Consider the following 22911-nt stretch of genomic DNA (forward strand, 5'->3'; position numbering starts at 1 on the left):
CGTCCCACGACTGCTGCGCGGCCGACAGGAGCTCGGCGGGCACCAGCTCCTCGTCGATGTGGGCCGCCGCCTCGCGATGCATGTTGAGGACGCGGAGCATGTGCTCACGGTTCTCGGCGAAGCCGGTGAACGGACCCATCCGGGCCGCCGTGCGGGCCGACACCTCGTAGGAGTGACCGGTCAGCAGCGCGGTGATGGCCGCGGCCCATGCCCGGCCGGCGTCGCTGTCGTAGGCGAGGCCCAGCGCCATGAGCAGGGCGCCGAGGTTGGCGTAGCCGATGCCGAGCTGGCGGAACCGGCGCGACGTCTCGGCGATGGGCTCGGTCGGGTAGTCGGCGTTGCCGACGAGGATCTCCTGTGCGGTGAACACGACCTCGGTTGCCGCCCGGAAGCCCTCGATGTCGAAGGTGTCGGTGTCGCCGTCGCGCAGGAACTTCAGCAGGTTGAGCGACGCCAGGTTGCACGCCGAGTTGTCGAGGTGCATGTACTCGCTGCACGGGTTGGAGCCGTTGATGCGACCGGTCGTGCACGCGGTGTGCCAACGGTTGATCGTGGTGTCGAACTGCATGCCGGGATCGGCGCACTCCCAGGTGGCCTGGGAGATCTGGCGCATGAGGTCGCGGGCGCGGATGGTGCGCACGATCTCACCGTCCTTCACGGCCCGCAGGTGCCAGTCCTCGTCGTCCACCACGGCCTGCATGAACTCGTCGGACACGCGGACCGAGTTGTTGGCGTTCTGGTACTGCACCGACGAGATGTCGGCGCCGGAGAGGTCCATGTCGAACCCGGCGTCGCGGAGGACCTTGATCTTCGCCTCTTCGCGCGCCTTGGTCTGGATGAACTCCTCGATGTCCGGGTGGTCGACGTCGAGCACGACCATCTTCGCCGCGCGCCGCGTGGCGCCGCCGGATTTGATGGTGCCGGCGGAAGCGTCGGCGCCGCGCATGAACGACACCGGTCCCGAGGCGGTGCCACCGGAAGAGAGCAGTTCACGCGACGAGCGGATCCGGGAGAGATTCAGGCCCGCGCCCGAGCCGCCTTTGAAGATCAGGCCTTCTTCGCGGTACCAGTTGAGGATCGACTCCATGGTGTCGTCGACGGCGAGGATAAAACACGCCGATACCTGCTGTTTCGACGATGTGCCGACGTTGAACCACACCGGCGAGTTGAAGCTGAAGACCTGGTGCAGCAGCATCCAGGTGAGTTCGTGGTCGAAGATCTCGGCGTCGGCGGCCGTGTCGAAGTAGCCGTGCTCGGTGCCGGCCTTCACGTACGTCTTCACGACGCGGTCGATCAGCTGTTTCAGGCCGCGCTCACGCTGGGGGCTGCCCACGGCGCCGCGGAAGTACTTGCTGGTGACGATGTTCGTGGCGTTGACGGACCAGAAGTCCGGGAATTCGACGCCACGCTGTTCGAAGTTGACCGTGCCGTCGCGCCAGTTCGTCATGACGACGTCGCGCTGTTCCCAGTTCACCTCGTCGTACGGGTGCACGCCTTCGGTGGTGAAGACCCGCCGCACGGTCGGTTTCCGTTTGGCCTCGCCGGGCCCCTCATTGTCAGCTGGCACAGCCGCGCCGACTCCCACAGTCTCCGTCATGGGTTCCCTCACTCCCCGCGCGACGCGGCGAACTCACTCGTCGTCGGCGCGCTTCTCGCTTCCGTCCGGACCGGCCATGGCCTCGCGAAGGTCCGAAATCTCCTTTTCGAAATCCTCGACCGAGGAAAAGGAGCGGTAGACACTGGCGAACCGGAGATACGCGACGCCGTCCAGCTCGCGGAGCGGCCCGAGGATGGCAAGGCCCACCTCGTGGCTGGGGATCTCCGCGAGACCCGCGGCGCGGATCGTTTCTTCGACTCGCTGCGCCAGTTGCTGCAGGGCGTCGTCGTCGACCGGGCGTCCCTGGCACGCGCGGCGTACCCCTCGGACGACCTTGTCCCTGCTGAACTGTTCGGTGACCCCGGACCGTTTGACGACGGCGAGCACCATCGTCTCCGAGGTGGTGAAGCGCCGGCCACACGCGGCGCAAGAGCGCCGCCGCCGGATCGCCTGACCCTCATCGACCTCTCGGGAATCGACGACCCGGGAGTCCACATGCCGGCAGAACGGGCACCTCATCCGCCGATCACCTTTTCTCTCCGCCGGGCGCCTCCCGAAGTATCCACCGGCGTCCCCGAACCCTTGAGGAAACCCTGTGGACATCCGGTGGATGAACACCGACAAGCTGTGGACAACTAGTACCAGTCTACCCCAACTTGTGGACCAACCACAGGCGTGCAACTACTACATATAGCGGTGGACCTTAGATCGCGCCTGGTCCATCCGCAAGCTCCACGACCGAGTGAACGGCGGCCCTGTTCATCCCGCGACGGGCGGCGTCCGGTCCGTCAGGAACCGGTGACGGGAAGCCCTGCTTCGACGGGCACGGTGAGCGGGATTCCGGGCACGAGAGTGGCGTCTTCCAGCATGTTGAGCTGTTTGATGCGCTCGACGACCGCGCCGGTGTCACTGCCCGGCGCGAAACGGGCGGCCAGATCCGACAGCGTCTCGCCGGGCGCGACCGACACGACGGCCGTCTGGGCGGGCACTTCGACTGTCGCCATCCCGCCGGCAAGTAGACCCAAACCGGTGATGGCCAGACAGGCCGCCACGGCGAGTCCGGCGAGCCACGGCCACCGGGTGGTCATCGGGCGCGGGGCGCAGGGCGCGACCGTCGCGGACCGGCGGCCGACGACCACCCGGGCCCGGGTCGGCGGGCGGCTCGTCTCACCGAGACGCGGCCGGGGGTGCAGCACCCGGGCACCACCGGGCGCGGGCTTGGCGGCGGAGCCCTTGCGGACCCCTTCACGAATCCGCTCGCGCACGTTCAAGGTCAAGCGGCCGCGCCCCTGTGAACGAAGATGGCCTTCACTGGTCAGAACCGACATCACGGAACCTCCTCGCAGTCCCTGCGCCACCGGGCGGCCGTCGAGGCCACGCGGCTCCGGCGAGCGGGCCTTCGCCGCCCGTCAGGTCGAACAGGCGTTCTATCGAACGCCCGTGCGAATGTGTACCACCCCGCACCGACAAAATCGAGTCACCGCGGCGTGTCGTTCGAACAAATGTTTGATATGGTCGATCCGGCGGGATACCGTCGATCCCAGCGGTATCGGGCACGGGATCGAACACGGCGTCAACGTTCACCGTGGGGCCACACCCATCCGCGCCGCGAAGCAACGTCGCAGGTCAGAGCGGTCCTGCGGCAGGTCGGCAAGTGCCGGCGAAGAACACCTGGGAGGCAAGGCAGTGACTGAGGACAGGAAGGCCGGCTCGTTGGAAAAAGCCATGGGCAAGGTGCATCCGATGCCCGAGGTCAACGAAGTCGACGAGACCCTGACCGTGCGTCAGGAGCAGGTGCTCGAGGTGATCCGGGGCTGGGTCACGCGGTTCGGCTACCCGCCGAGCGTGCGCGAGATCGGCGAGGCCGTCGGACTGACCTCGACCTCCTCCGTCTCCCACCAGCTCCGCGCCCTGCAGCGCAAGGGCTACCTGCGCCGGGACGCGAACAGGCCGCGCGCGGTCGGGGTGCTCAGCAGTCTGCCGGACGAGAACCCGCTGGTGGCCGAGCCGGAGGCGGAGGACACGCGGCCCAAGCCGGCGTATGTCCCGCTGCTGGGCCGGATCGCCGCCGGTGGCCCGATCCTCGCCGAGCAGGTCATCGAAGACGTCTTCCCGCTGCCGCGGGAAATCGTCGGCGACGGTGAGCTGTTCCTGCTGAGCGTCGTCGGTGACTCGATGGTCGACGCGGCCATCACCGACGGCGACTGGGTGGTCGTGCGCCGCGAGCAGACCGCGGACAGCGGCGACATCGTCGCGGCGATGATCGACGGCGAGGCCACGGTCAAGACGTTCAAGCGCAAGGACGGCCACAACTGGCTGATGCCGCACAACGACGCCTACGAGCCCATCCCGGGTGACGAGGCGACGATTCTCGGCAAGGTCGTCGCGGTACTGCGGCGGCTCTAGGCCGTTCTCCCACCCGGGTTCCGCGGCCGCTCAACCGCGGAACCCGGCGAACGACCTCAGGTGCGTTTGCGCATCCTGCTGATGACGAACAGGCCGCCGCCCACGACGACCAGCACCACCACCGCGGGCAGGATCGGGAGTTCCGAATCCTTGCCGGCGCCGGGCGCCGCCGGGTTCGCCGCCCCGCCCGGTTGGTCCGCCGCCTTCGTTTCCGCCGGGGTCACCAGCGAGGTCGCCCCGCGCACGGCGCGGATCTGTTCTCCGACACCCTCACTGCCCGAAAGCAGCGTCCCGTCGGGTTCGAAGGCGATCGCTTCGCCTTGTTTTTCGTTCGGCAGCGGCACTCGCACCGGGTTCCGCTGCAGCCCGGCGACGATGTCGCCGTCCGGCGCGGAATACAGGTACGCGTCGGTGTAGGTGCGCAGGGCCAGCACGGTTCCGTCCGCGCTCGACGCGGCTCCCGTCACGAGGACCGAGCCGATGGATCCGACCGGGCCGCCGGGCGTGTCGGTCGATTTGATGGTCAGCGAGCCGACGGACTCCAGCGCGGTCGGGCCGGGGCTGCTCAGCGGGCCTTTCGGCCGGTAGATCTTCGCCTCCCCCAGCACGTCCTTCGTGATGAGGTACGGCGTGCCCGTCTTGTCCAGCAGCAACGCTTCGACGTCGTGCTGGCCGTCGGGATACGTGAGCCGGTAGAGCGTGGACTTGCCGGCGGGGGTCACGGCGTGCAGCGCGACGGTCTCGCGGGCCTTCTTGTTGTCCCCCGCGTCCGAAAGCCACAGCGTGCCGTCGGCGGCCCTGGCCATGTCCTCGACGTCGAACGGGTCGGTCGGGTTGCTGATCACCTTCTGGACCTTGCAGTCGCGCCCGAGCACGAAGATCTGGAGCTTGGTGCCGCCGTCGTTCATGGCGTAGATGTGGTCGCCGTCCGACGCGAGGCCGGAAAGTTCACCGATTCGGGTGTCCGACACCTTGCACACCGGTTCGAGCGTGGGTGCCGCACCCGCCGGTATGGCGGGTGCGAGCACCACAAACAGCACCGTCGCCGCGGCGACGAATCCCCCCGAGCGCAACCGCCCACCTCCGTTACGTGAAGCCTTGTGGCATCACGCTACAGAGGGTCGCGACTCAGAGGGGCGAGCCGTTGATTTCGAACGTGTGCAGTGCCGCGGCGAGGTCCGGGTGGACCCGCACGCGCAGCCTGGTGCCTTCGGGGGTGTGCTCTTCCTCGAGCACCTCTCCGTCGGCGTGCGCCCGCGAAACGAGCTCACCGCGCGTGTACGGCACGACCACCTCGACGACGGCTTCCGGCCGGGGGAGCCGCGCCGCGATGATCTCGGCGAGTTCGAGCACCCCCGCGCCGGTCCGGGCCGAGATCTCGACCGCTCCCGGCATCAGGTGCCGCAGCCTGGCGAGCGCGAGCTCGTCGGCGGCGTCCGCCTTGTTGATCACCAGCAGCTCCGGGGGCAACGGCTCCGTGCGCTTCTTGGTGATGTCGGCGAGCACCTGGCGTACCGCGTTGACCTGGTCTTCCGGCGCCGGGTCGGAGCCGTCGACCACGTGCACCAGCAGATCCGCGTCCGCCGCCTCCTCGATGGTCGACTGGAACGCGTCGACCAGCTGGTGGGGCAGTTTCCGGACGAAGCCGACGGTGTCGGTCAGCGTGTAGGTGCGGCCGTCCGGGGTCGCGGAGCGGCGGGTCGTCGGGTCCAGCGTGGCGAACAGCGAGTCGTCGACGAGCACGCCCGCGCCGGTGATGGCGTTGAGCAGGCTCGACTTCCCCGCGTTCGTGTAGCCGACGATCGCGACGCTGGGCACCTCGTTGGTGACGCGGCGCCCGCGCTTGGTTTCGCGGATGATGTCCATCGCGGCGATCTCGCGGCGGAGCTTCGAGACGCGCTTGGCGATTCGCCGCCTGTCGGTCTCCAGCTTGGTTTCACCGGGACCACGCAGGCCGACACCGCCGTTGGCGCCACCGCCACCGCCCTGCCGGGACAGCGCGTCACCCCAGCCGCGCAGGCGCGGGATGAGGTACTGCAGCTGGGCCAGCTCGACCTGGGCCTTGCCTTCGCGGGACTGCGCGTGCTGGGCGAAGATGTCGAGGATCAGGGCGGTCCGGTCGATCACCTTGACCTTGACCTTCGCTTCGAGCTGGCGCAGCTGGCCGGGGGACAGCTCGCCGTCGCAGATCACCGTGTCGGCGCCGGTCGCCACCACGATGTCGAACAGCTCGCGTACCTTGCCGGAACCGATGTAGGTGGCCGGGTCCGGGTTCTGCCGACGCTGCACGATGCCTTCCAGCACCTCCGAGCCCGCCGTTTCGGCGAGCCTGGCAAGCTCCGCGAGGGACGCTTCGGACTGGGCGGCCGTGCCCTCGGTCCACACGCCGACCAGTACCACGCGTTCGAGCCGCAGTTGCCGGTATTCGACTTCGGTGACGTCTTGGAGCTCGGTCGACAGGCCCGCCACGCGGCGGAGCGAGGCGCGTTCCTCGAGCTCCATTTCGCCGTCGGACGGGTTCTCGTCGAAGATGTCTGCGTTTGTCAGTTCTGTCATCGTCCTTCCATAGTCCCACGATTCGCCGTGGGAGCCGAGCCGATTAGACGCTCGGGTAAGTCGCGAAGTAGATCGCGGTGCGTTCGGCGCCGGGTTCGAGCGGCCGTTTCCGGAATTCTTCGAGCAGTTCTTCCAGCCGCCGCTCGAACTCATCACGGGCGTCGGGAGAGACTTGGACGACCAGCCTGGTCTGCTTCAACTCGCCGACATCGGTCTCGGCGACTTCAGCGAGGTAGGCCTCCAGTACCGCTTCGTCGACGCCCTGCGAATGACTGTCAAGATGCCAGGAAAGCCCCGTCGAAAGATAGGGAATTTCCTTCGCCCCGCGTGTGCCGCGCCGCGCGGGCTGGGCGGCGAGGAAGCCGGTCTCGACCAGCTTGCGCACGTGGTGCAGCGTGGTCGCCGGGTCGCGCCCGAGCCGTTCCGCGAGCTCCTTGTTGGTCATGGCCCGCGAGAAGGTCAACCGAATGATGCGCAGGCGTATTCCGGAGGCGAGCGCGTTCGCTTCCGCCTCCGTCGCCCTTCGCCGCTGGGTAGCCACCAAGTAAGCCTAGGCCACGCCGTGTCCGCCCTGAGAATAAGTGATTGACACTTTCCAATCACTCGTCCAGAGTGGCTTTCGTGGCCCGAGATTCCCTGTACTTCCACCGCGACTTCCGCCGCCTCTGGGTGAGCGACACGACCAGCCAGTTCGGCACTTTCGTGGGCCAGACCGTGCTCCCGATCCTGGCGGCGACCACGCTGGCCGCGACGCCGTTCGAGATGGGGCTGCTCACCGCCGCCGAGACCGCCGCGTTCCTGCTCATCGGGCTGCCCGCCGGGGTCTGGGTGGACCGCATGCGCCGCCGCCAGCTAATGGTGCGCGCCGACATCACCCGGGCCGCGCTGCTGTTCTCCGTGCCGATCGCCTGGTGGGCGGGCTGGCTGACGTTGACCCAGTTGATCGTGGCCGGGCTGCTCATCGGCGTCTGCACGGTGTTCTTCGACATCGCGTACCAGTCGTATCTGCCGTCGCTGATCAGCCGGGAACGGCTGGTGGAGGGCAATTCCAAGCTGCAGGCCACACAGTCCGTGGCGCAGGTGGCCGGGCCGGGGATCGGCGGCCTGCTCGCGCAACTGGCCGGGGCGGCCAACGCCGCGCTGGTGACCGGCGTGGGGTTCGTGACCTCGGCGTTGTTCCTCTGGCGCATCAAAGCCGTCGAGCCGGAGCCGATCCCGCACGAGAACCCGCGTTTGTGGCCGCAGATCGCCGAGGGCCTGCGATTCGTGTTCGGCAACAAGAACCTGCGCGCGATCGTCGGCTCGACGGCGACGTCGAACTTCGCCGGGGGCGCGTTCACCGCGGTCCAGGTGCTGTTCCTGATCCACGACGTCGGACTGCCCCCTGCCGCCGTGGGCATCATGCTCACCGCGTCGGGCGCCGGTGGTGTACTCGCCGCGCTCGCGTCGGGACCGCTGACGAGACGGATCGGGCAGGCGAGGGCGATCTGGCTGATCCCGCTCGTGACCTGGCCCGCGGCACTGTTCGTGCCGTTCGCCGAACCCGGCTGGCGGGTCGGGTTCGCCGTGCTCGGGCCACTGATCTACAGCTTCGGAGGGATCGTTTACAACATCGCGCAGGTTTCGTACCGGCAAGCGATCTGCCCGGACAGGCTGCTCGGCCGCATGAACGCCAGCGTCCGGTTCGTCGTCTGGGGCACGATCCCCCTCGGCGGCCTCACCGGCGGGCTGCTCGGTGAATGGCTCGGCCTGCGCGGGACGATCTGGGCCGCGTGCCTGCTGATGTCGGTGGCCGCGCTGTGGGTGGTGTGCTCGCCGCTACGCCACCTGCGCGACATCCCGATGCATCAAGAAGCGATACCGGCCCACCAGGTTTCGTCCAGCTGACCGCGGGCGACGATCTCGGCGGGCCCGGTCAGCGTCGACTCCCCGCGCGAGACCGTCACCGTGACCACACCGCCGGGGATCTCCACGATCGAAGACCCGGTGTCCGTGCCCGCCAGGTGCAGGGCCGCGGCGACGGCGGCGACCGTGCCGGTGCCACAGGCCCGCGTCTCCCCCACCCCGCGCTCGTGGACGCGCATCCGCAGCGCGCCCTCGCCGAGGGTGTTCACGAACTCGAGGTTCACGCCGCTGGGGAAGAAGTCGTGGTCGTAGTCCGGCTGGTCGCGCAGGTCCAGCAGTGCGACGTCGTCGTCCAGAATGGACACCAGGTGCGGGTTGCCGACGTTGACCGCGACACCGGAGAACGGCTGCCCGGCGACCACGGTGACCGAGGAGCCGAAGATGGTCGCCGGTCCCATTTGGACGGTCACCGAACCGTCGGGGTGCACCTTCACCGCCCGGTCTCCCGCACGCGTGCCGATGACGAACTCGGTGTCCCCGGCCAATCCGGCTTCGGTGAGGTAACGCACGAACACCCGGACGCCGTTGCCGCACATCTCCGCGATGGAACCGTCCGCGTTGCGGTAGTCCATGAACCAGTCGCCTGCCGACGTTTCGCCGATCGCTTCGGACCGCACGACACGCAGCACGCCGTCCGCGCCGAGACCGCGCTGGCGGTCACACAACGCCGCCACCCGTGCGGGGGTCAGGTCGAGGCGGCCGGTCGGGTCGGGGAGCAGCACGAAATCGTTCTGTGTGCCGTGACCCTTGAGAAAATCGATACCGCCCATACGGTGAAGATTACTTGGCCAGTAGTGACAACACGCGATCGGCTAGGTGCGCTTCGCCACCGTCGAACCACTCGATCCGCTTGTCCCGGCGGAACCACGATCGCTGCTTGCGCACGAAGCGTCGTGTGGCCTGCGCCGTTGCCGCCGCGGCCGCGGTGAAGTCGCCGTCGGTGTCCATCGCGGCGAGGACTTGCTGATACCCCAACGCCCTCGACGCGGTCTTGCCGCTCCGCAACCCACGCGCGGCGAGCATCGCGACCTCACCGACCAGACCGGCCTCGAACATGCGCTCCACCCGCAGATCGACGCGGGCGTCGAGTTCGGCGACGTCACGGTCGACGCCGATGACCACCGTGTCGTAGCGGGCGGGCCCGGGTTTGGGCAGGTTCGCCGAAAACGGCTCCCCGGTGATCTCGATGACCTCCAGCGCGCGGACGATCCGGCGGGTGTTGGTCGGCAGGATCGCCGCCGCCGCGATCGGGTCGATCCCCGCCAGCCGCCCGTGCAGGAGCTCGGAGCCGACGATCCCGGCCTCGGCGTCGAGGCGTGCGCGGACTTCGGGGTCGGTGCCGGGGAAGCGGAGGTCGTCGAGGACGGCTTGGACGTAGAGCCCCGATCCGCCGGCGAGCACCGGCACCTTGCCTGCGGCGAGCAGTGCTTCCATGCGCTCGCAGGCGTGGCGCTGGTACGCCGCGACCGACGCCGTCTCGGTGACGTCCAGCACGTCGAGCAGGTGATGTGGCACACCGCGCGCCTCCGCGTCGGTCACCTTCGCGGTGCCGATGTCCATCTGGCGGTACAGCTGCATCGCGTCGGCGTTGACGACTTCCCCGCCGAGCTCCAGCGCGATTTCGACGGCGAGCGCGGACTTGCCGGTGGCCGTCGGGCCCACCACCGCGATCGGGCGCTTCACGCGCGTTCCCAGAGCGCGACGTGGTAGCCGACGCCGAGCGGCGCGCCGGAGTAGAGCAGATCGGCGTCCCACCGCCCGGAGCCCGCGAGCCCGGCCAGCACCTGCCACGGAACGCGGCCGCCCGCCCCGAGTTCCCCCGCGAGGGTGACATCGAGCGAAAGCAGCGCTTCGACGTCGGCGGTGCCCAATGCCTTGGCGACGGCGTCGTCGAACGCCGTGGCCCGTTCGTCCTCCCCGCCGGGCGCACGCGGCCCGTGCCGATGCGAACCGTCGCCCAAGATCAGCAGGCCCAGGTCGGTTTCTTCGGTGTCGAGGCGCTTGCCGGAACTGACACAATCAGCAGTCGGCGTCGACTGGCCGAGCAGGCTCACGCGGACCGAGGACGCCCCGGCGCGTTCGCGCAACCATCCGGCGATCAGCGCCGGAAGCGGGAGTTCGGCCTCGGGATTCCGCAATTCCGCGGACAGCGCGACGGGCACGTCGACGCCGTAGCCCCGGAAGTTCCCCCGCTCGCCGGCACCGAATTCAGCGGCGACGGGTCCGGCTCCGACGGCGATCCAGTGCGGGTATTCCGAGGCCACCGCCCGGACCGCGGAGAGGCACGCTTCGCGCACCTCAGCGGTCTCTCCGGCGGCTCCGGCGGCCAGTTCGGGCACGAGCAAAGGGGGTGTCGGGACGACGGCCACACGGCTGATCACGCTGATCGACGTTACCGGCCACCCGGGAGTGGACACCGCACGCCGTCGAACCGAAGTAGGATCACTGGCTTCGGGACGGTGTTCGGAGTACCACCGTGGACCCTGAGCTGCTTGAATGCCGCTAGGGGTCTGCTCCCCGGAAACGATATGTACGCGCAAGACCCGGCCCCGCCGACGGTGGGGCGCCCGCTCCGGCGGGCTTACAGGCGATAAGGAGCCTGCGATGGCCCAGGAAAACACGTCCACCGGTACCCCGGCGCCCCATCCGGTACCGCACGCGCTGGGTGGCAGCGGGCACGCCGCGCCTCCCGTGCCGCCCGCCGAGCCCCACCCGGCGCGGTGGGGCAGGGTGGACGAGGAAGGCACCGTCTACGTCACCACCGCGGACGGTGAGCGCGCTGTCGGTATCTGGCAGGCCGGGACCCCCGACGAAGGACTCATCCACTACGCGCGCCGGTTCGACGACCTGCGCACCGAGGTGGAGCTGCTCGAGACCCGCCTGGCGTCCGGCGCCGGCGACCCGAAGCACGCGTTGTCCAGCGCCACCCAGATGCGCGACGGTCTCGCCGACGCGGCCGTCGTCGGTGACCTGGCCGCCTTGGGCGCCCGGATCAACGAGGTCATCGCCCACGCCGAAAAGTCGCTGGCCAGTGCGAAGCAGGAGCGCGAAGAAGCCCGCTCCGCCGCCGTGACCCGCAAGCAGGCCCTCGCCGAAGAAGCCGAGAAGCTGGCCGCCGAGTCGACCCAGTGGAAGTCCGCCGGGGACAGGCTGCGCACCATCCTGGACGAGTGGAAGAGCGTCAAGGGCGTCGACCGCAAGACCGACGACGAGCTGTGGAAGCGGTTCTCCAAGGCCCGCGAAGCGTTCAACCGCCGCCGCGGCTCCCACTTCGCCGAGCTCGACAAGCAGCGCGCGACGGCGAAGACCCGTAAGGAAGAGCTGATCGTCGAGGCCGAGAAGCTGGCCGAGTCCGACGACTGGGGCGACACCGCGGGCCGCTACAAGGACCTGATGAACGACTGGAAGGCCGCCGGTCGCGCGCCCAAGGACAGCGACGAGGCCCTCTGGCAGCGGTTCCGTGCCGCGCAGGACAAGTTCTTCGCCCGCCGCTCGGCCGCGTTCAACGAGCGCGACGCCGAGTTCACCGACAACGCCGCGAAGAAGGAAGAGCTCCTGATCGACGCGGAGAAGATCGACCCCGCGGTCAACCTCGAAGCGGCGAAGAACCAGCTCCGCAAGGTCCAGGAACGCTGGGACGAGATCGGCAAGGTCCCGCGCGAGCGCATCCGCGACCTGGACCTGCGCCTCAAGACGGTGCAGGACAAGGTCAAGTCCGCCGAGGACAACAAGTGGCGCCGCACCGACCCCGAGGCACTCGCCAGGGCCGCGCAGTTCCACGAGCGCGTCGCGCACTTCGAGTCCCAGGCGGCCAAGGCCCGCGCCGCGGGCGACGAGCGTCGCGCGAAGAAGGCCGACGAGCAGGCCGCGCAGTGGCGTGAATGGCTCGAAGCGGCCGAGAACGCCGTCGCCGACCGCTGACGTGTGACCACTCAGGGGCCTTTCGCCGTCGCGAAGGGCCCCTGAGCCGTCTTGACCTGCGGCGATAAGCGGCGCTTATGACGCTGTCAGCGAGTTTACTTTGACGGCGCCGCGCGGGGCACGCGAAAGTGGTTTCAGCGGGAAATATCCCCGGAAACCACTTTTTTTTGGGAGTCCTTCAATGGCGAAGATCGTTTGTGTCCTTTATGACGACCCCATCGACGGCCAGCCGAAAACTTACGCGCGTGACGATTTGCCCGCGCTTTCCCAGTATCCCGGCGGCCAGACCCTGCCGACGCCGAGCGCGGTCGACTTCACCCCGGGTGAGCTGCTCGGCAGCGTGTCCGGCGAGCTGGGCCTGCGGAAGTTCCTCGAGGAACGCGGCCACACCCTGGTCGTCACCTCGGACAAGGAAGGCCCGGATTCGGTACTCGACAAAGAGCTCGCCGACGCGGAGATCGTCATTTCCCAGCCGTTCTGGCCCGCGTATCTGACGCCGGAAAGAATCGCGAAGGCGCCGAACCTGAAATTGGCGGTCACCGCCGGGATCGGGTCCGACCACGTTGATCTCCAATCCGCGATCGAGCACGGGATCACCGTCGCCGAGGTGACCTATTGCAACAGCATCAGCGTCGCGGAACACGTGTCGATGATGATTCTTTCGCTCGTGCGGAACTACATCCCGTCCTACCAGCAGGTCATCGCCGGCGGCTGGAACATCGCCGACTGCGTCGCGCGGTCCTACGACCTCGAAGGCATGCACGTCGGGACGGTGGCCGCGGGCCGGATCGGGCTGGCCGTGCTGAAGCGGCTCAAGCCGTTCGACGTCCACCTGCACTACACCGACAAGCACCGCCTGCCCGCCGACGTCGAGGAGGAGTATGGCCTGACCTTCCACGAGAGCCCGCAGGACATGGTGCCGTTCTGCGACGTCGTCACCATCAACGCGCCGCTGCACCCGGAGACCGAGAACCTGTTCGACGAGAAGCTGCTCAACACCATGAAACGCGGTGCGTACCTCGTCAACACCGCGCGCGGCAAGATCGTCGACCGCGACGCCATCGTCCGCGCGCTGGAAAGCGGCCAGCTCGCCGGGTACGCCGGTGACGTCTGGTACCCGCAGCCCGCTCCGGCCGACCACCCGTGGCGCACCATGCCGCACCACGGCATGACCCCGCACATCTCGGGCTCGTCGCTGTCGGCCCAGGCCCGCTACGCCGCCGGAACCCGCGAAATCCTCGAATCCTGGTTCGACGGCACCCCGATCCGCGACGAGTACCTGATCGTCCAAGGCGGCCAGCTCGCCGGCACCGGCGCCCACTCCTACACCGCCAAGTAGCCCCAGACTGCACTCACGCGTACACAGATCGCCCACACACGTGCACAGACTGCACTCACGCCGAGTGCAGTCTGTGCACGCGTGTGGGCAGGTTAGGAGCCGAGGTGGCCTAGGCGTAGGTGCTGGCGCAGGGTGTCGTCCAGGGCTCGGGTCATGTTGACTTGGCGGACGACGCGGATGAGGGCGCGCGAGAGCATCGACTCGGGTTGCTGGTCCGGGAGGAGCAGGCCGACGCCGTGGGTGACGATCGGTTCGACGAGTGGGACGACACGCATGTCGCCGGGGACGCGGAAGGTCTGCAGCCAGGTGTGCGGCATGATCGTCGACGTCGAGCCGTCGCGGACGTGGGCGTACAGCGTCGAAATCGAGTTCGTCTCCATCACGATCTGCGGGCTGCAGTCGAGCGAGGCGAACACCTCGTCGAGGAACTTGCGGTTCATCATGTCGGGCGTCAGCAAGCAAAGGCGCATCGACGCGGCCACCGCCCAGCTCATCGACTCCTGCGTCGGCGCGACCCGGTCCGCGGACGCGAGCAGCACGTACCGCTCGCGGTAAAGCGGGATCGTGCGGACGCCGGCCGGGTACTGTCCCTCCAAATAGGACACCGCCGCGTCGATCTCGAACTCGATCAGCGCGCGCCGGATTTCCACCGACGACAGGGAAAGCAGCGAAAGCCGCACGAGCGGGTACGTGCTGCGCAGCGGCCCGGTCAACAACGTGAGCGCCGGCAGCGCGGTGGGGATCGAACCCAGGTTGAGCACCCCGCTCAACCCGTCCCGCATGGTCCGGATCTCCTCCACCAGCGCGTGCCGGTCGGCCAGGATCTTGCGCGCCCAGTCGACCAGGCGCTGCCCTTCGTCGGTCAGGCCCTCATACCTGTTGGCGCGCCGCACTATCTGGACGTCGAGCTCGGCCTCCAGTTTGCGGATCCCGGACGACAGCGCGGGCTGGGAGACGTGGCACTCCTCCGCGGCCCGGCTGAAATGTCCTTCCTTCGCGAGCGCCACCAGGTATTCGAGTTGACTGAAGAGCATCACACGGTCGGATACTGGGAGTACGCGCCGAAGTTGCCGTACAAGCGATCAGGTCCGTAGGTGACCGACTGGACGAGGAGTTCCCCGCCGACAAAGGCGCCGTGCCAAGAGGCGCCTTTGCCGCCGAAGACCTCTTCGCGGTCACCGCGCGAACGCGGCCGGTTGATGCCGATCTTGAACGCCTGCAAGCCGGCACCGAGACGGTGTGCTGTCGACTCGTCGTCGCAGGAAACGGACGCGACTAGCGAGCCGTCCCCCACGTTCATCTCCGAGAGCAGCTCCGCTTCGGTGTCGACGAGCACGATCGAATCGACCGGCCCGAACGGCGCCGTGTGGTGCAGCGGCGAGGCCGCCCGCGAGGCGAGGAGCACCGACGGCGTGAGGATCGCCGCCGGCGCGAAGTACGCCGATATTTCCTGGCCGGGAACGAACTTCCCGTCCTCCAGCAGACCCCGGTGGAGCGGCACCCCGCCGTGGCCGATGGCTTCGTCGACCGCGTCGTGCAGCTCCTTGGCCTTACGGTCACTGATCAGCGGCCCGAAGTCCAAGGCGGGCAACGGATCGTCCGGGGACGCCACCGCGAGCGGGTGGCCGAAGGCGAGACTCCGCACCGCGGGCAGATACGCGGCGAGGAACTCGTCGAACAGCGAACGCTGCACCACGAACCGTGAGTACGCCGTGCCGCGCTGCTTACCGTGCACAAAGGACTCACGGATCTGCGCGGACAACGTATCCCAGTCGCTGAATTCCCAGACTCCCCAGCAGTTCAGGGTTTCCGCCTCGATCACGTGCCGTTTGCTCTGGTCGAACAGCTTCGCCGCCACCGCACCGCCCGGATCCCGTCCGCCGACGAACGACAGGCAGCCGATCACCGGCGAACTCACCAGCGACGCCGCCAGCTCGGAACCGTTGCCACTGACCAATGTCAGCGGCAACCCGTGCCGGGCCGCGAGCGCGACGGCGAGCGTCAGGCAGTTCACTCCCCCGTCCGACGGCGCCTTCGCGATCGCGGCGTTGCCCGCGAGCGTCTGTACCAGCATGGCGTGCATCAGCACACTCATCGGCTGGTTCCACGCGGCGATGTTGCTGACCGGCCCGCGCAACGGCGTGCGGCCGGCCATCATCTCCTCGATCTCGTCGAGGTACCACCGCACGCCGTCCACACATCGGTCGACGTCGTCGAGCGCGGCGGCCCAGGTCCGGCCGATCTCCCAGACCAGCAGCAGTGCCAGCAGTTCCCGTTGTCCGGCGATGTCCTCGATCGCCGCGGACACCCTCGCCTTCCGCTCGGCCAGCGGCGCCATCGACCAGGTCCGGTGCTGGTAAAGGCTTTCCACCACCGCGCGCTGCGCGCCGCGCGCGTCGAGCTCGGGCGGGCCGATGATCGCGCCGCCGTCGAGCGGCGAAGTGGCCTGCCGCGGCGTGCCTTCGTGCCACCGCCCGCCCCAGTAGTTCAGCAAACCGTTGTCACGGAACGCTTCCGGAGCGACGGCCTGCGCGCGGGCGTACGTCGTCTGCCAATCGGTACCCGGTTTGAGGGCAAGTGCCATCAGGAACCCCCTGGCGTGGACGTCTCGTCGAGCAGGGCGGCGAGCGCGCTCACGACCCGCAGGGTCGGCACCGCGACGCCGGTCAGGCCGGCGAGTTCGACGACGGCCTTGAGGATGGCGTCGAGCTCGAGCGGTTTGCCGCGTTCGAGGTCCACCAACGTGGATGTCTTGTGCTCACCTGTTCTCTCCGCGCCCGCGAGGCGACGCTCGATGGAAACCCCCGGATCGACGCCCAGGCTCGTCGCCACGTCCAGGGTTTCCTGCATCATCTGGACGACGAGGTCACGGGTCTGGTCGTCGCGGCAGATCCCGCCCATGGTCGCGCGGGTGAGCGCGCTGATCGGGTTGAACGCGATGTTCCCCATGAGCTTGAGCCAGATATCGCGCCGGAGATCCGGTTCCACCGGGCATTTGAGCCCACCGGCGATCATCGCGTCGGAGAATTCCGTGCAGCGTGCGGAAGTCGTGCCGTCCGGTTCGCCGATGGACAGCCGGGTGCCCTCGAGATGCCGGATCTGCCCCGGGGCCGAGATTTCCGTGGCCGCGTAGACCACGCAGCCGATGGCGCGCTGTACCGGGAGCACCGCGCTGACCGCGCCGTCCGGGTCGACGCTTTCGATCCGCGTTCCTTCGTATTTCCCGTCCTGGCCGTGGAAGTACCACCACGGGATGCCGTTCTGCGCGGCGATGAGACTGGTGTTCTCCTGCAGCAGCGGTTCGAGCAGTGGCCCGCAACTCGCGTATTGGGTGGCCTTCAAGCCCAGGAAGACATGGTCGACCGGGCCGACTTCGGCCGGATCGTCCGTGGCGTGCGGCCGGGCCTCGAAGTCGCCGCGGGGGCTCGTGACCCGGACCCCGGATTCGCGAATCGCTTCGAGATGTGGCCCGCGGGCGATGAGATGAACCTCGGCCCCCGCCCGGGAGAGACTGGCTCCGACATATGCGCCGATGGCGCCCGCACCAAGCACAGCGACCTTCACGGTGACTCCATCCTTGCCTCGGTAGTGTATGCAGTATACGGTATGGAACGCTCCGGTCAACGGGTCGGAGCGATCGGCCAAGGAGGCGATGCTCCGTGGACGAACTGGCGAAATGGACGGCGGCCGTGTGCTCCGACCTCGGCATCGACGAGGCGGAACTCGACCGCTCACTGGTACTCGACATCGCACGAAACGTACGAAGATCCGTCACCGGTCAAGCCGCCCCGGTGACGGCATACCTCGTCGGAATCGCCGTGGGTCAGGGTTTGCCGCCCAGCGAGGCCGTCGCGCGCCTGGCCGCGCTGACCAACCGCTGGCGGGGAATCGACTGGAGCGATTGAGAGTCCGGATGGCTCTGGACAACCAGGGTGATCTAGGTCCACGATGAGTTCCATATCGTATGCAGTATGCGGTAGGCACAAGCAAGAGGAGCTGATGACGCACATGGCAGTCGACGGCGAACCCGAGACGATCTCCGGGGGACATCTGGTAGCGAAGGCGCTGAAAGCAGAGGGCGTCGACGTGATCTTCACCCTGTGCGGCGGGCACATCATCGACATCTACGACGGCTGCGTCGACGAAGGCATCGATGTGGTGGACGTGCGCCACGAGCAGGTCGCGGCGCACGCCGCCGACGGTTACGCCCGCATCACCGGCAAGCCCGGCGTCGCGGTGGTCACCGCCGGACCCGGCACCACCGACGCGGTCACCGGCGTCGCGAACGCCCTGCGCGCGGAAAGCCCCATGCTGCTGATCGGCGGCCAGGGCTCGCTGAGCCAGCACAAGATGGGTTCACTTCAGGACCTTCCGCACGTCGACATGATGACCCCGATCACCAAGTTCGCGGCCAGCATCCCCGCGACCGAGCGCATCGCGGACATCGTCTCGATGGCCTTCCGCGAGTGCCACAACGGCGCCCCCGGCCCGTCCTTCCTGGAGATCCCCCGGGACGTGCTGGACGCCAAGGTCCCGCTGGAAAAGGCCCGTATCCCCGAAGCCGGCCGCTACCGCGCCTCGACCAAGACCGCCGGTGACCCCGAAGCGATCGAACGTCTCGCGGACATGATCGTGGCGGCGGAAAAGCCGTGCGTCCTGCTCGGCAGCCAGGTCTGGACGTGTCGCGCCACCGACGCCGCGATCGAGTTCGTCCGCGAGCTCAACGTACCGGCGTTCATGAACGGCTCCGGCCGCGGCACGCTCCCCCCTGGCGACCCGCACCACCTCCAGCTCTCCCGGCGCTACGCGTTCAACAACGCCGACCTCATCATCATCGTCGGCACCCCGTTCGACTTCCGGATGGGTTACGGCAAAAGGCTTTCGCCCGACGCGAAGGTCGTCCAGATCGACCTCGACTACCGCACGGTCGGCAAGAACCGCGACATCGACCTCGGCATCGTCGGCGACGCCGGCATGGTGCTCGCCGCGGTCAAGCAGGCCACCTCCGGTCGCGTCGACAACGGCGCCGTGGGCCGCAAGACCTGGCTCGAGGAGCTGCGTGGCGTCGAGACTGCCGCGTACGAGAAGCGCCTGCCGCGCCAGCTCTCCGACGCCTCCCCGATCGACCCGTACCGCCTGGTGCACGAGATCAACGAGTTCCTCACCGAGGACTCGATCTACATCGGCGACGGCGGCGACATCGTCACCTTCTCCGGCCAGGTCGTGCAGCCGAAGTCGCCGGGTCACTGGATGGACCCCGGTCCACTCGGGACACTCGGTGTCGGCATCCCGTTCGTGATGGCCGCGAAGTACGCCAGGCCCGAAAAAGAGGTCGTCGCGCTGTTCGGTGACGGTGCCTTCAGCCTCACCGGCTGGGACTTCGAAACCTTGGTGCGCTTCAACCTCCCGTTCGTCGGCATCGTCGGCAACAACTCGTCGATGAACCAGATCCGGTACGGCCAGGCCGCCAAGTACGGCGACAACCGCGGCCGGATCGGGAACACGCTCGGCGACGTGCCGTACGACCAGTTCGCCAAGATGCTCGGCGGTTACGGCGAAGAAGTCCGGAACCCGGCCGACATCCGTCCCGCGCTCGAGCGCGCCAGGGAATCCGGAAAGCCGTCCCTGATCAACGTCTGGGTCGACCCGGATGTCTACGCGCCGGGAACCATGAACCAGACCATGTACAAGTGAGCGAGGGATAGCCATGGGAAAGGCACTCGAAGGCGTTCGCGTTCTCGACATGACCCACGTCCAATCCGGCCCCTCCTGCACGCAGATACTGGGCTGGCTCGGCGCGGACGTGGTCAAGGTGGAGGCACTCACCGGCGACATCACGCGCAAGCAACTGCGGGACGTGCCCGATGTGGACAGTCTTTACTTCACGATGCTGAACTGCAACAAGCGCAGCATCACGCTCAACATGAAGAGCGACGAAGGCAAGCAGATCTTCACGGACATGTTGCCCCGCTTCGACATCCTCGCCGAGAACTTCGGTCCCGGGGCGGTCGACCGGATGGGCTTCACGTGGGATCGCCTGCAGGAACTCAACCCGAAGCTGATCTACGCCTCGATCAAGGGTTTCGGCGAGGGGCCGTACACCCACTTCAAGGCTTACGAAGTGGTCGCCCAGGCGATGGGCGGATCGATGAGCACGACCGGTTTCGAGGACGGCCCGCCGCTCGCGACCGGGTCCCAGATCGGGGACTCCGGTACCGGGATGCACGCGGTGGCGGGGATTCTCGCCGCGCTGTACCAGCGTGAGCACACCGGGCGCGGGCAGAAGGTCAGTGTCGCCATGCAGCACGCGGTGCTGAACCTGTGCCGGGTCAAGCTGCGTGACCAGCAGCGCCTGACCCATGGCCCCCTCGCGGAATACCCGAACAAGGACTTCGGCGACGAGGTCCCGCGTTCGGGCAACGCCTCCGGTGGCGGGCAGCCCGGCTGGGCGGTCAAGTGCAGCCCGGGCGGGCCGAACGACTACATCTACGTGATCGTCCAGCCCGTCGGCTGGGAACCGATCACGAAGCTGATCGGGCGTCCCGAGCTGGCCGCCGACCCCGAGTGGAACTCGCCGGAGGCCCGGCTGTCCAAACTGGACAAGATGTTCCAGCTGATCGAAGAGTGGACGATCACGCACAGCAAGCACGAGGTGCTGGCGAAGCTCAACTCCGTCAACGTCCCTTGTGGACCGATCCTGTCCACCAAGGAGCTCATCGAAGACGAGTCCTTGGCGGCCAACCAGATGGTCGTGAAGGTCGATCACCCCGAGCGCGGGGAGTTCACCACCGTCGGCTGCCCGATCAAGCTGTCGGACTCCCCCGTGGACATCGAACGCTCCCCGCTTCTCGGCGAGCACAACGAAGACATCTACACGCGCGAACTCGGCCTGGCGCCGGACCGGCTCGCCGAGCTCAAGTCGAATGGAGTGATCTGATCCATGTCAGCTAAAGCGTCCGTACGCGAGGTACTGGACAAGGTCCGTGCCGAGGGGAGGGACTCCCTCACCGCCCCCGAAGGCAAGCAGATCTGTGACGCCTACGGCATCCCGACCCCGGGCGAAGGACTGGCGACGACCGCGGACGAGGCCGCGCGGCTGGCCGAGGAGATCGGCGGATCGCTCGCGCTGAAGATCGTCTCGCCCGACATCCTGCACAAGACCGAGGCCGGCGGCGTCATCATCGGCGTCGAGGGCGGGGCCGCGGCGAGCGAGGCGTTCGACAAGATCATCGCCAACGCCTTGGCCTACAAGGAGTCCGCGAGCATCACCGGTGTCCAGGTGCAGCAGATGGTCGGCGGTGGCCACGAGGTCATCGTCGGTGCGACGACCGACCCGACCTTCGGCAAGATCGTCGCCTTCGGACTCGGCGGCGTGCTCGTCGAGGTGCTCAAGGACGTCACCTTCCGGCTGGCGCCGATCGACTCCGCCGAGGCGAAGTCGATGGTCAACGGGATCAAGGCGGCCGAGGTCCTCCAGGGCGCCCGCGGTGCGAAGTCGGTCGACATCGACGCGCTCGCCGACGTGCTCCAGAAGGTTTCGGCGCTGGTGACCGATTTCCCGGAGATCAGCGAGTTCGACCTGAACCCCGTGTTCGCCTCGCCAGAGGGCGCGATCGCCGCGGATGTCCGGATCCTGCTCGAAACCGGCGAGACCGTGGAACCGGTCAAGCACTCCCGGGACGAGATCCTGCGGGTGATGAACCGGATGATGTACCCCGACGCCGTCGCGGTCATCGGTGCTTCCTCGGAAGACGGCAAAATCGGCAACTCCGTGATGAAGAACCTCATCAACGGCGGGTACGCCGGCGAGATCTACCCGATCAACCCGAAGGCCGACGAGATCCTCGGCAAGAAGGCGTACAAGTCGATCTCGGACGTACCCGGCGACGTGGACGTGGCGGTTTTCGCGATTCCCGCCAAGTTCGTGCCGCAGGCGCTCACCGAATGCGGGACCAAAGGCGTTCCCGCGGCCGTCCTCATCCCGTCGGGCTTCGCCGAAACCGGGAACCAGGAACTGCAGGACGAGATCGTCGCGATCGCGCAGAAGAGCGGCGTCCGGATGCTCGGGCCGAACATCTACGGCTACTACTCGACGTGGCACAACCTGTGCGCCACGTTCTGCACGCCGTACGACGTCCGCGGCGGGGTCGCGCTGACCTCGCAGAGCGGTGGTATCGGCATGGCCATCCTCGGGTTCAGCCGGACCACCAAGATGGGCGTTTCGGCGATCGTCGGGCTCGGTAACAAGTCCGACATCGACGAGGACGACCTGCTCACCTTCTTCGAGCAGGACGACAACACCCAGTGCGTCGCGATGCACCTCGAGGACCTCAAGGACGGCCGCGCCTTCGTCGAGGCGGCGCAGCGGATCACCAAGAAGAAGCCGGTGGTCGTGCTCAAGGCCGGTCGCACCGCGATGGGCGCCAAGGCGGCCAGCTCCCACACCGGCGCGCTGGCCGGTGACGACAAGGTCTACGACGACATCCTGCGGCAAGCCGGAGTCGTACGCGCGCCTGGTCTCAACGAGATGCTGGAATACGCCCGCGGCCTGCCGCTACTGCCGACCCCCAAGGGCGAGAACGTCGTCATCATCACCGGTGCCGGCGGTTCGGGCGTGCTGCTCTCCGACGCGTGTGTCGAAGAGGGCCTGTCCCTGATGGAGATCCCACCGGACCTGGACGAGGCGTTCCGCGCGTTCATCCCGCCCTTCGGCGCGGCCGGGAACCCGATCGACATCACCGGTGGCGAGCCGCCGTCGACCTACGAGGCGACGATCCGGCTCGGCCTGGAGGATCCCCGCATCCACGCGCTGATCCTGGGTTACTGGCACACCATCGTCACCCCGCCGATGGTCTTCGCCGAACTGACGTCGCGAGTCGTCGAGGAGTACCGCGCCAAGGGCATCGACAAGCCCGTCGTCGCGTCGCTCGCCGGTGACACCGAGGTCGAACAGGCCTGTGACTACCTGTTCGACCACAAGGTCGTGGCTTACCCCTACACCACCGAAAAGCCGGTCGCCGTGCTCGGCGCCAAGTACCGGTGGGCCCGTGCGGCCGGACTGATCAAACCTTGATCTTTACGGCTGATCAATGTTGGAATCGCCCGAGATGACCCGAGGAGGACAGTTGCGGACTGGGCTTTCGCACGGCGGCCGACCCCGATGGCGGCCGCCACCCGGAGCCCGCTG

Annotated in this window: 20 protein-coding genes; 8 read left to right on the plus strand and 12 right to left on the minus strand. The window is 67.9% G+C overall.

The window, feature by feature from the left end; translation table 11 throughout:
- The 3 genes from VGP60_RS33140 to VGP60_RS33150 all read right to left on the minus strand — a co-directional run.
- A partial coding sequence (locus VGP60_RS33140; RefSeq protein ID WP_327552112.1) for a vitamin B12-dependent ribonucleotide reductase occupies nucleotides 1–1597 on the minus strand: 1597 nt, incomplete at its 3' end.
- Nucleotides 1598–1630: 33 nt separating this feature from the next.
- Nucleotides 1631–2116, minus strand: coding sequence for a transcriptional regulator NrdR (gene nrdR, locus VGP60_RS33145; protein WP_327552113.1), 486 nt, complete (start codon nucleotides 2114–2116; stop codon nucleotides 1631–1633).
- A gap of 269 nt (nucleotides 2117–2385) precedes the next feature.
- Entirely contained in the window at nucleotides 2386–2925 is a 540-nt protein-coding gene (locus tag VGP60_RS33150; RefSeq protein ID WP_327552114.1) for a LysM peptidoglycan-binding domain-containing protein, read from the minus strand.
- A gap of 415 nt (nucleotides 2926–3340) precedes the next feature.
- Between VGP60_RS33150 and lexA the strand changes: the two genes are divergently transcribed.
- Nucleotides 3341–4003 carry a transcriptional repressor LexA gene (gene lexA, locus VGP60_RS33155; protein ID WP_327552134.1) on the plus strand — a complete coding sequence of 221 codons (663 nt, stop codon included), beginning with the start codon at nucleotides 3341–3343 and terminating at the stop codon, nucleotides 4001–4003.
- Between the two features lie 56 nt (nucleotides 4004–4059).
- Here the strand turns inward: lexA and VGP60_RS33160 are convergent, their stop codons facing one another.
- The 3 genes from VGP60_RS33160 to VGP60_RS33170 are packed head-to-tail and all read right to left on the minus strand — an operon-like array spanning nucleotide 4060 to nucleotide 7100.
- Nucleotides 4060–5076: a hypothetical protein gene (locus VGP60_RS33160; RefSeq protein ID WP_414640443.1), complete on the minus strand. Its 1017-nt coding sequence runs from the start codon at nucleotides 5074–5076 to the stop codon at nucleotides 4060–4062.
- 55 nt (nucleotides 5077–5131) lie between these two features.
- Entirely contained in the window at nucleotides 5132–6559 is a 1428-nt protein-coding gene (gene hflX / locus VGP60_RS33165) for a GTPase HflX (protein WP_327552115.1), read from the minus strand.
- Nucleotides 6560–6602: 43 nt separating this feature from the next.
- Complete coding sequence (locus tag VGP60_RS33170) at nucleotides 6603–7100, minus strand: winged helix-turn-helix domain-containing protein (protein WP_327552116.1); 498 nt, start codon at nucleotides 7098–7100, stop codon at nucleotides 6603–6605.
- An 80-nt stretch (nucleotides 7101–7180) separates the two neighbouring features.
- Between VGP60_RS33170 and VGP60_RS33175 the strand changes: the two genes are divergently transcribed.
- The gene (locus VGP60_RS33175) at nucleotides 7181–8446 is read left to right on the plus strand and encodes an MFS transporter (RefSeq protein WP_327552117.1); all 1266 of its coding nucleotides are present in this window, start codon (nucleotides 7181–7183) and stop codon (nucleotides 8444–8446) included.
- Here the strand turns inward: VGP60_RS33175 and dapF are convergent.
- Genes dapF through VGP60_RS33190 form a run of 3 tightly spaced genes read right to left on the minus strand, consistent with a single transcriptional unit; the run spans nucleotide 8407 to nucleotide 10845 of the window.
- Nucleotides 8407–9234 (minus strand): diaminopimelate epimerase, encoded by an 828-nt coding sequence (gene dapF / locus VGP60_RS33180; protein WP_327552118.1) that lies wholly within the window; start codon nucleotides 9232–9234, stop codon nucleotides 8407–8409. The genes VGP60_RS33175 and dapF overlap by 40 nt on opposite strands.
- A 10-nt stretch (nucleotides 9235–9244) precedes the next feature.
- On the minus strand, nucleotides 9245–10147 hold the full coding sequence (gene miaA, locus VGP60_RS33185; RefSeq protein WP_327552119.1) for a tRNA (adenosine(37)-N6)-dimethylallyltransferase MiaA: 903 nt from the start codon (nucleotides 10145–10147) through the stop codon (nucleotides 9245–9247).
- The gene (locus tag VGP60_RS33190; RefSeq protein ID WP_327552120.1) at nucleotides 10144–10845 is read right to left on the minus strand and encodes a class III extradiol dioxygenase subunit B-like domain-containing protein; all 702 of its coding nucleotides are present in this window, start codon (nucleotides 10843–10845) and stop codon (nucleotides 10144–10146) included. Before VGP60_RS33190 ends, miaA begins: the two co-directional genes overlap by 4 nt.
- Before the next feature lie 223 nt (nucleotides 10846–11068).
- On the opposite strand from VGP60_RS33190, the gene VGP60_RS33195 reads away from it, so the two are divergent.
- Together VGP60_RS33195 and VGP60_RS33200 are read left to right on the plus strand one after the other, a co-directional pair.
- Nucleotides 11069–12385 carry a DUF349 domain-containing protein gene (locus VGP60_RS33195; RefSeq protein WP_327552121.1) on the plus strand — a complete coding sequence of 439 codons (1317 nt, stop codon included), beginning with the start codon at nucleotides 11069–11071 and terminating at the stop codon, nucleotides 12383–12385.
- A gap of 181 nt (nucleotides 12386–12566) precedes the next feature.
- A complete protein-coding gene (locus VGP60_RS33200; protein WP_327552122.1) occupies nucleotides 12567–13724 on the plus strand; it encodes an NAD-dependent formate dehydrogenase in 1158 nt (385 codons plus the stop codon).
- Nucleotides 13725–13816: 92 nt separating this feature from the next.
- Here VGP60_RS33200 and VGP60_RS33205 read toward each other — a convergent pair whose 3' ends face one another.
- Genes VGP60_RS33205 through VGP60_RS33215 form a run of 3 tightly spaced genes read right to left on the minus strand, consistent with a single transcriptional unit; the run spans nucleotide 13817 to nucleotide 17288 of the window.
- Nucleotides 13817–14758, minus strand: coding sequence for a LysR family transcriptional regulator (locus VGP60_RS33205; RefSeq protein ID WP_327552136.1), 942 nt, complete (start codon nucleotides 14756–14758; stop codon nucleotides 13817–13819).
- Nucleotides 14758–16308 carry an aldehyde dehydrogenase family protein gene (locus VGP60_RS33210; RefSeq protein WP_327552123.1) on the minus strand — a complete coding sequence of 517 codons (1551 nt, stop codon included), beginning with the start codon at nucleotides 16306–16308 and terminating at the stop codon, nucleotides 14758–14760. The genes VGP60_RS33205 and VGP60_RS33210 overlap by 1 nt, the downstream gene beginning before the upstream one ends.
- Nucleotides 16308–17288 carry a 2-dehydropantoate 2-reductase gene (locus tag VGP60_RS33215; protein ID WP_327552124.1) on the minus strand — a complete coding sequence of 327 codons (981 nt, stop codon included), beginning with the start codon at nucleotides 17286–17288 and terminating at the stop codon, nucleotides 16308–16310. Before VGP60_RS33215 ends, VGP60_RS33210 begins: the two co-directional genes overlap by 1 nt.
- Before the next feature lie 95 nt (nucleotides 17289–17383).
- Between VGP60_RS33215 and VGP60_RS33220 the strand changes: the two genes are divergently transcribed.
- The 4 genes from VGP60_RS33220 (at nucleotide 17384) to VGP60_RS33235 (ending at nucleotide 22797) form a co-directional block, all read left to right on the plus strand.
- The gene (locus VGP60_RS33220; protein WP_327552125.1) at nucleotides 17384–17629 is read left to right on the plus strand and encodes a DUF6457 domain-containing protein; all 246 of its coding nucleotides are present in this window, start codon (nucleotides 17384–17386) and stop codon (nucleotides 17627–17629) included.
- A gap of 103 nt (nucleotides 17630–17732) precedes the next feature.
- Nucleotides 17733–19418 (plus strand): thiamine pyrophosphate-binding protein, encoded by a 1686-nt coding sequence (locus VGP60_RS33225; RefSeq protein ID WP_327552137.1) that lies wholly within the window; start codon nucleotides 17733–17735, stop codon nucleotides 19416–19418.
- A gap of 13 nt (nucleotides 19419–19431) precedes the next feature.
- A complete protein-coding gene (gene frc, locus VGP60_RS33230; protein ID WP_327552126.1) occupies nucleotides 19432–20661 on the plus strand; it encodes a formyl-CoA transferase in 1230 nt (409 codons plus the stop codon).
- A 3-nt stretch (nucleotides 20662–20664) separates the two neighbouring features.
- Entirely contained in the window at nucleotides 20665–22797 is a 2133-nt protein-coding gene (locus VGP60_RS33235; RefSeq protein WP_327552127.1) for an acetate--CoA ligase family protein, read from the plus strand.
- Nucleotides 22798–22911: the final 114 nt, after the last annotated feature.

It is taken from the genome of Amycolatopsis sp. (assembly GCF_036008905.1).
GTDB lineage: Bacteria > Actinomycetota > Actinomycetes > Mycobacteriales > Pseudonocardiaceae > Amycolatopsis.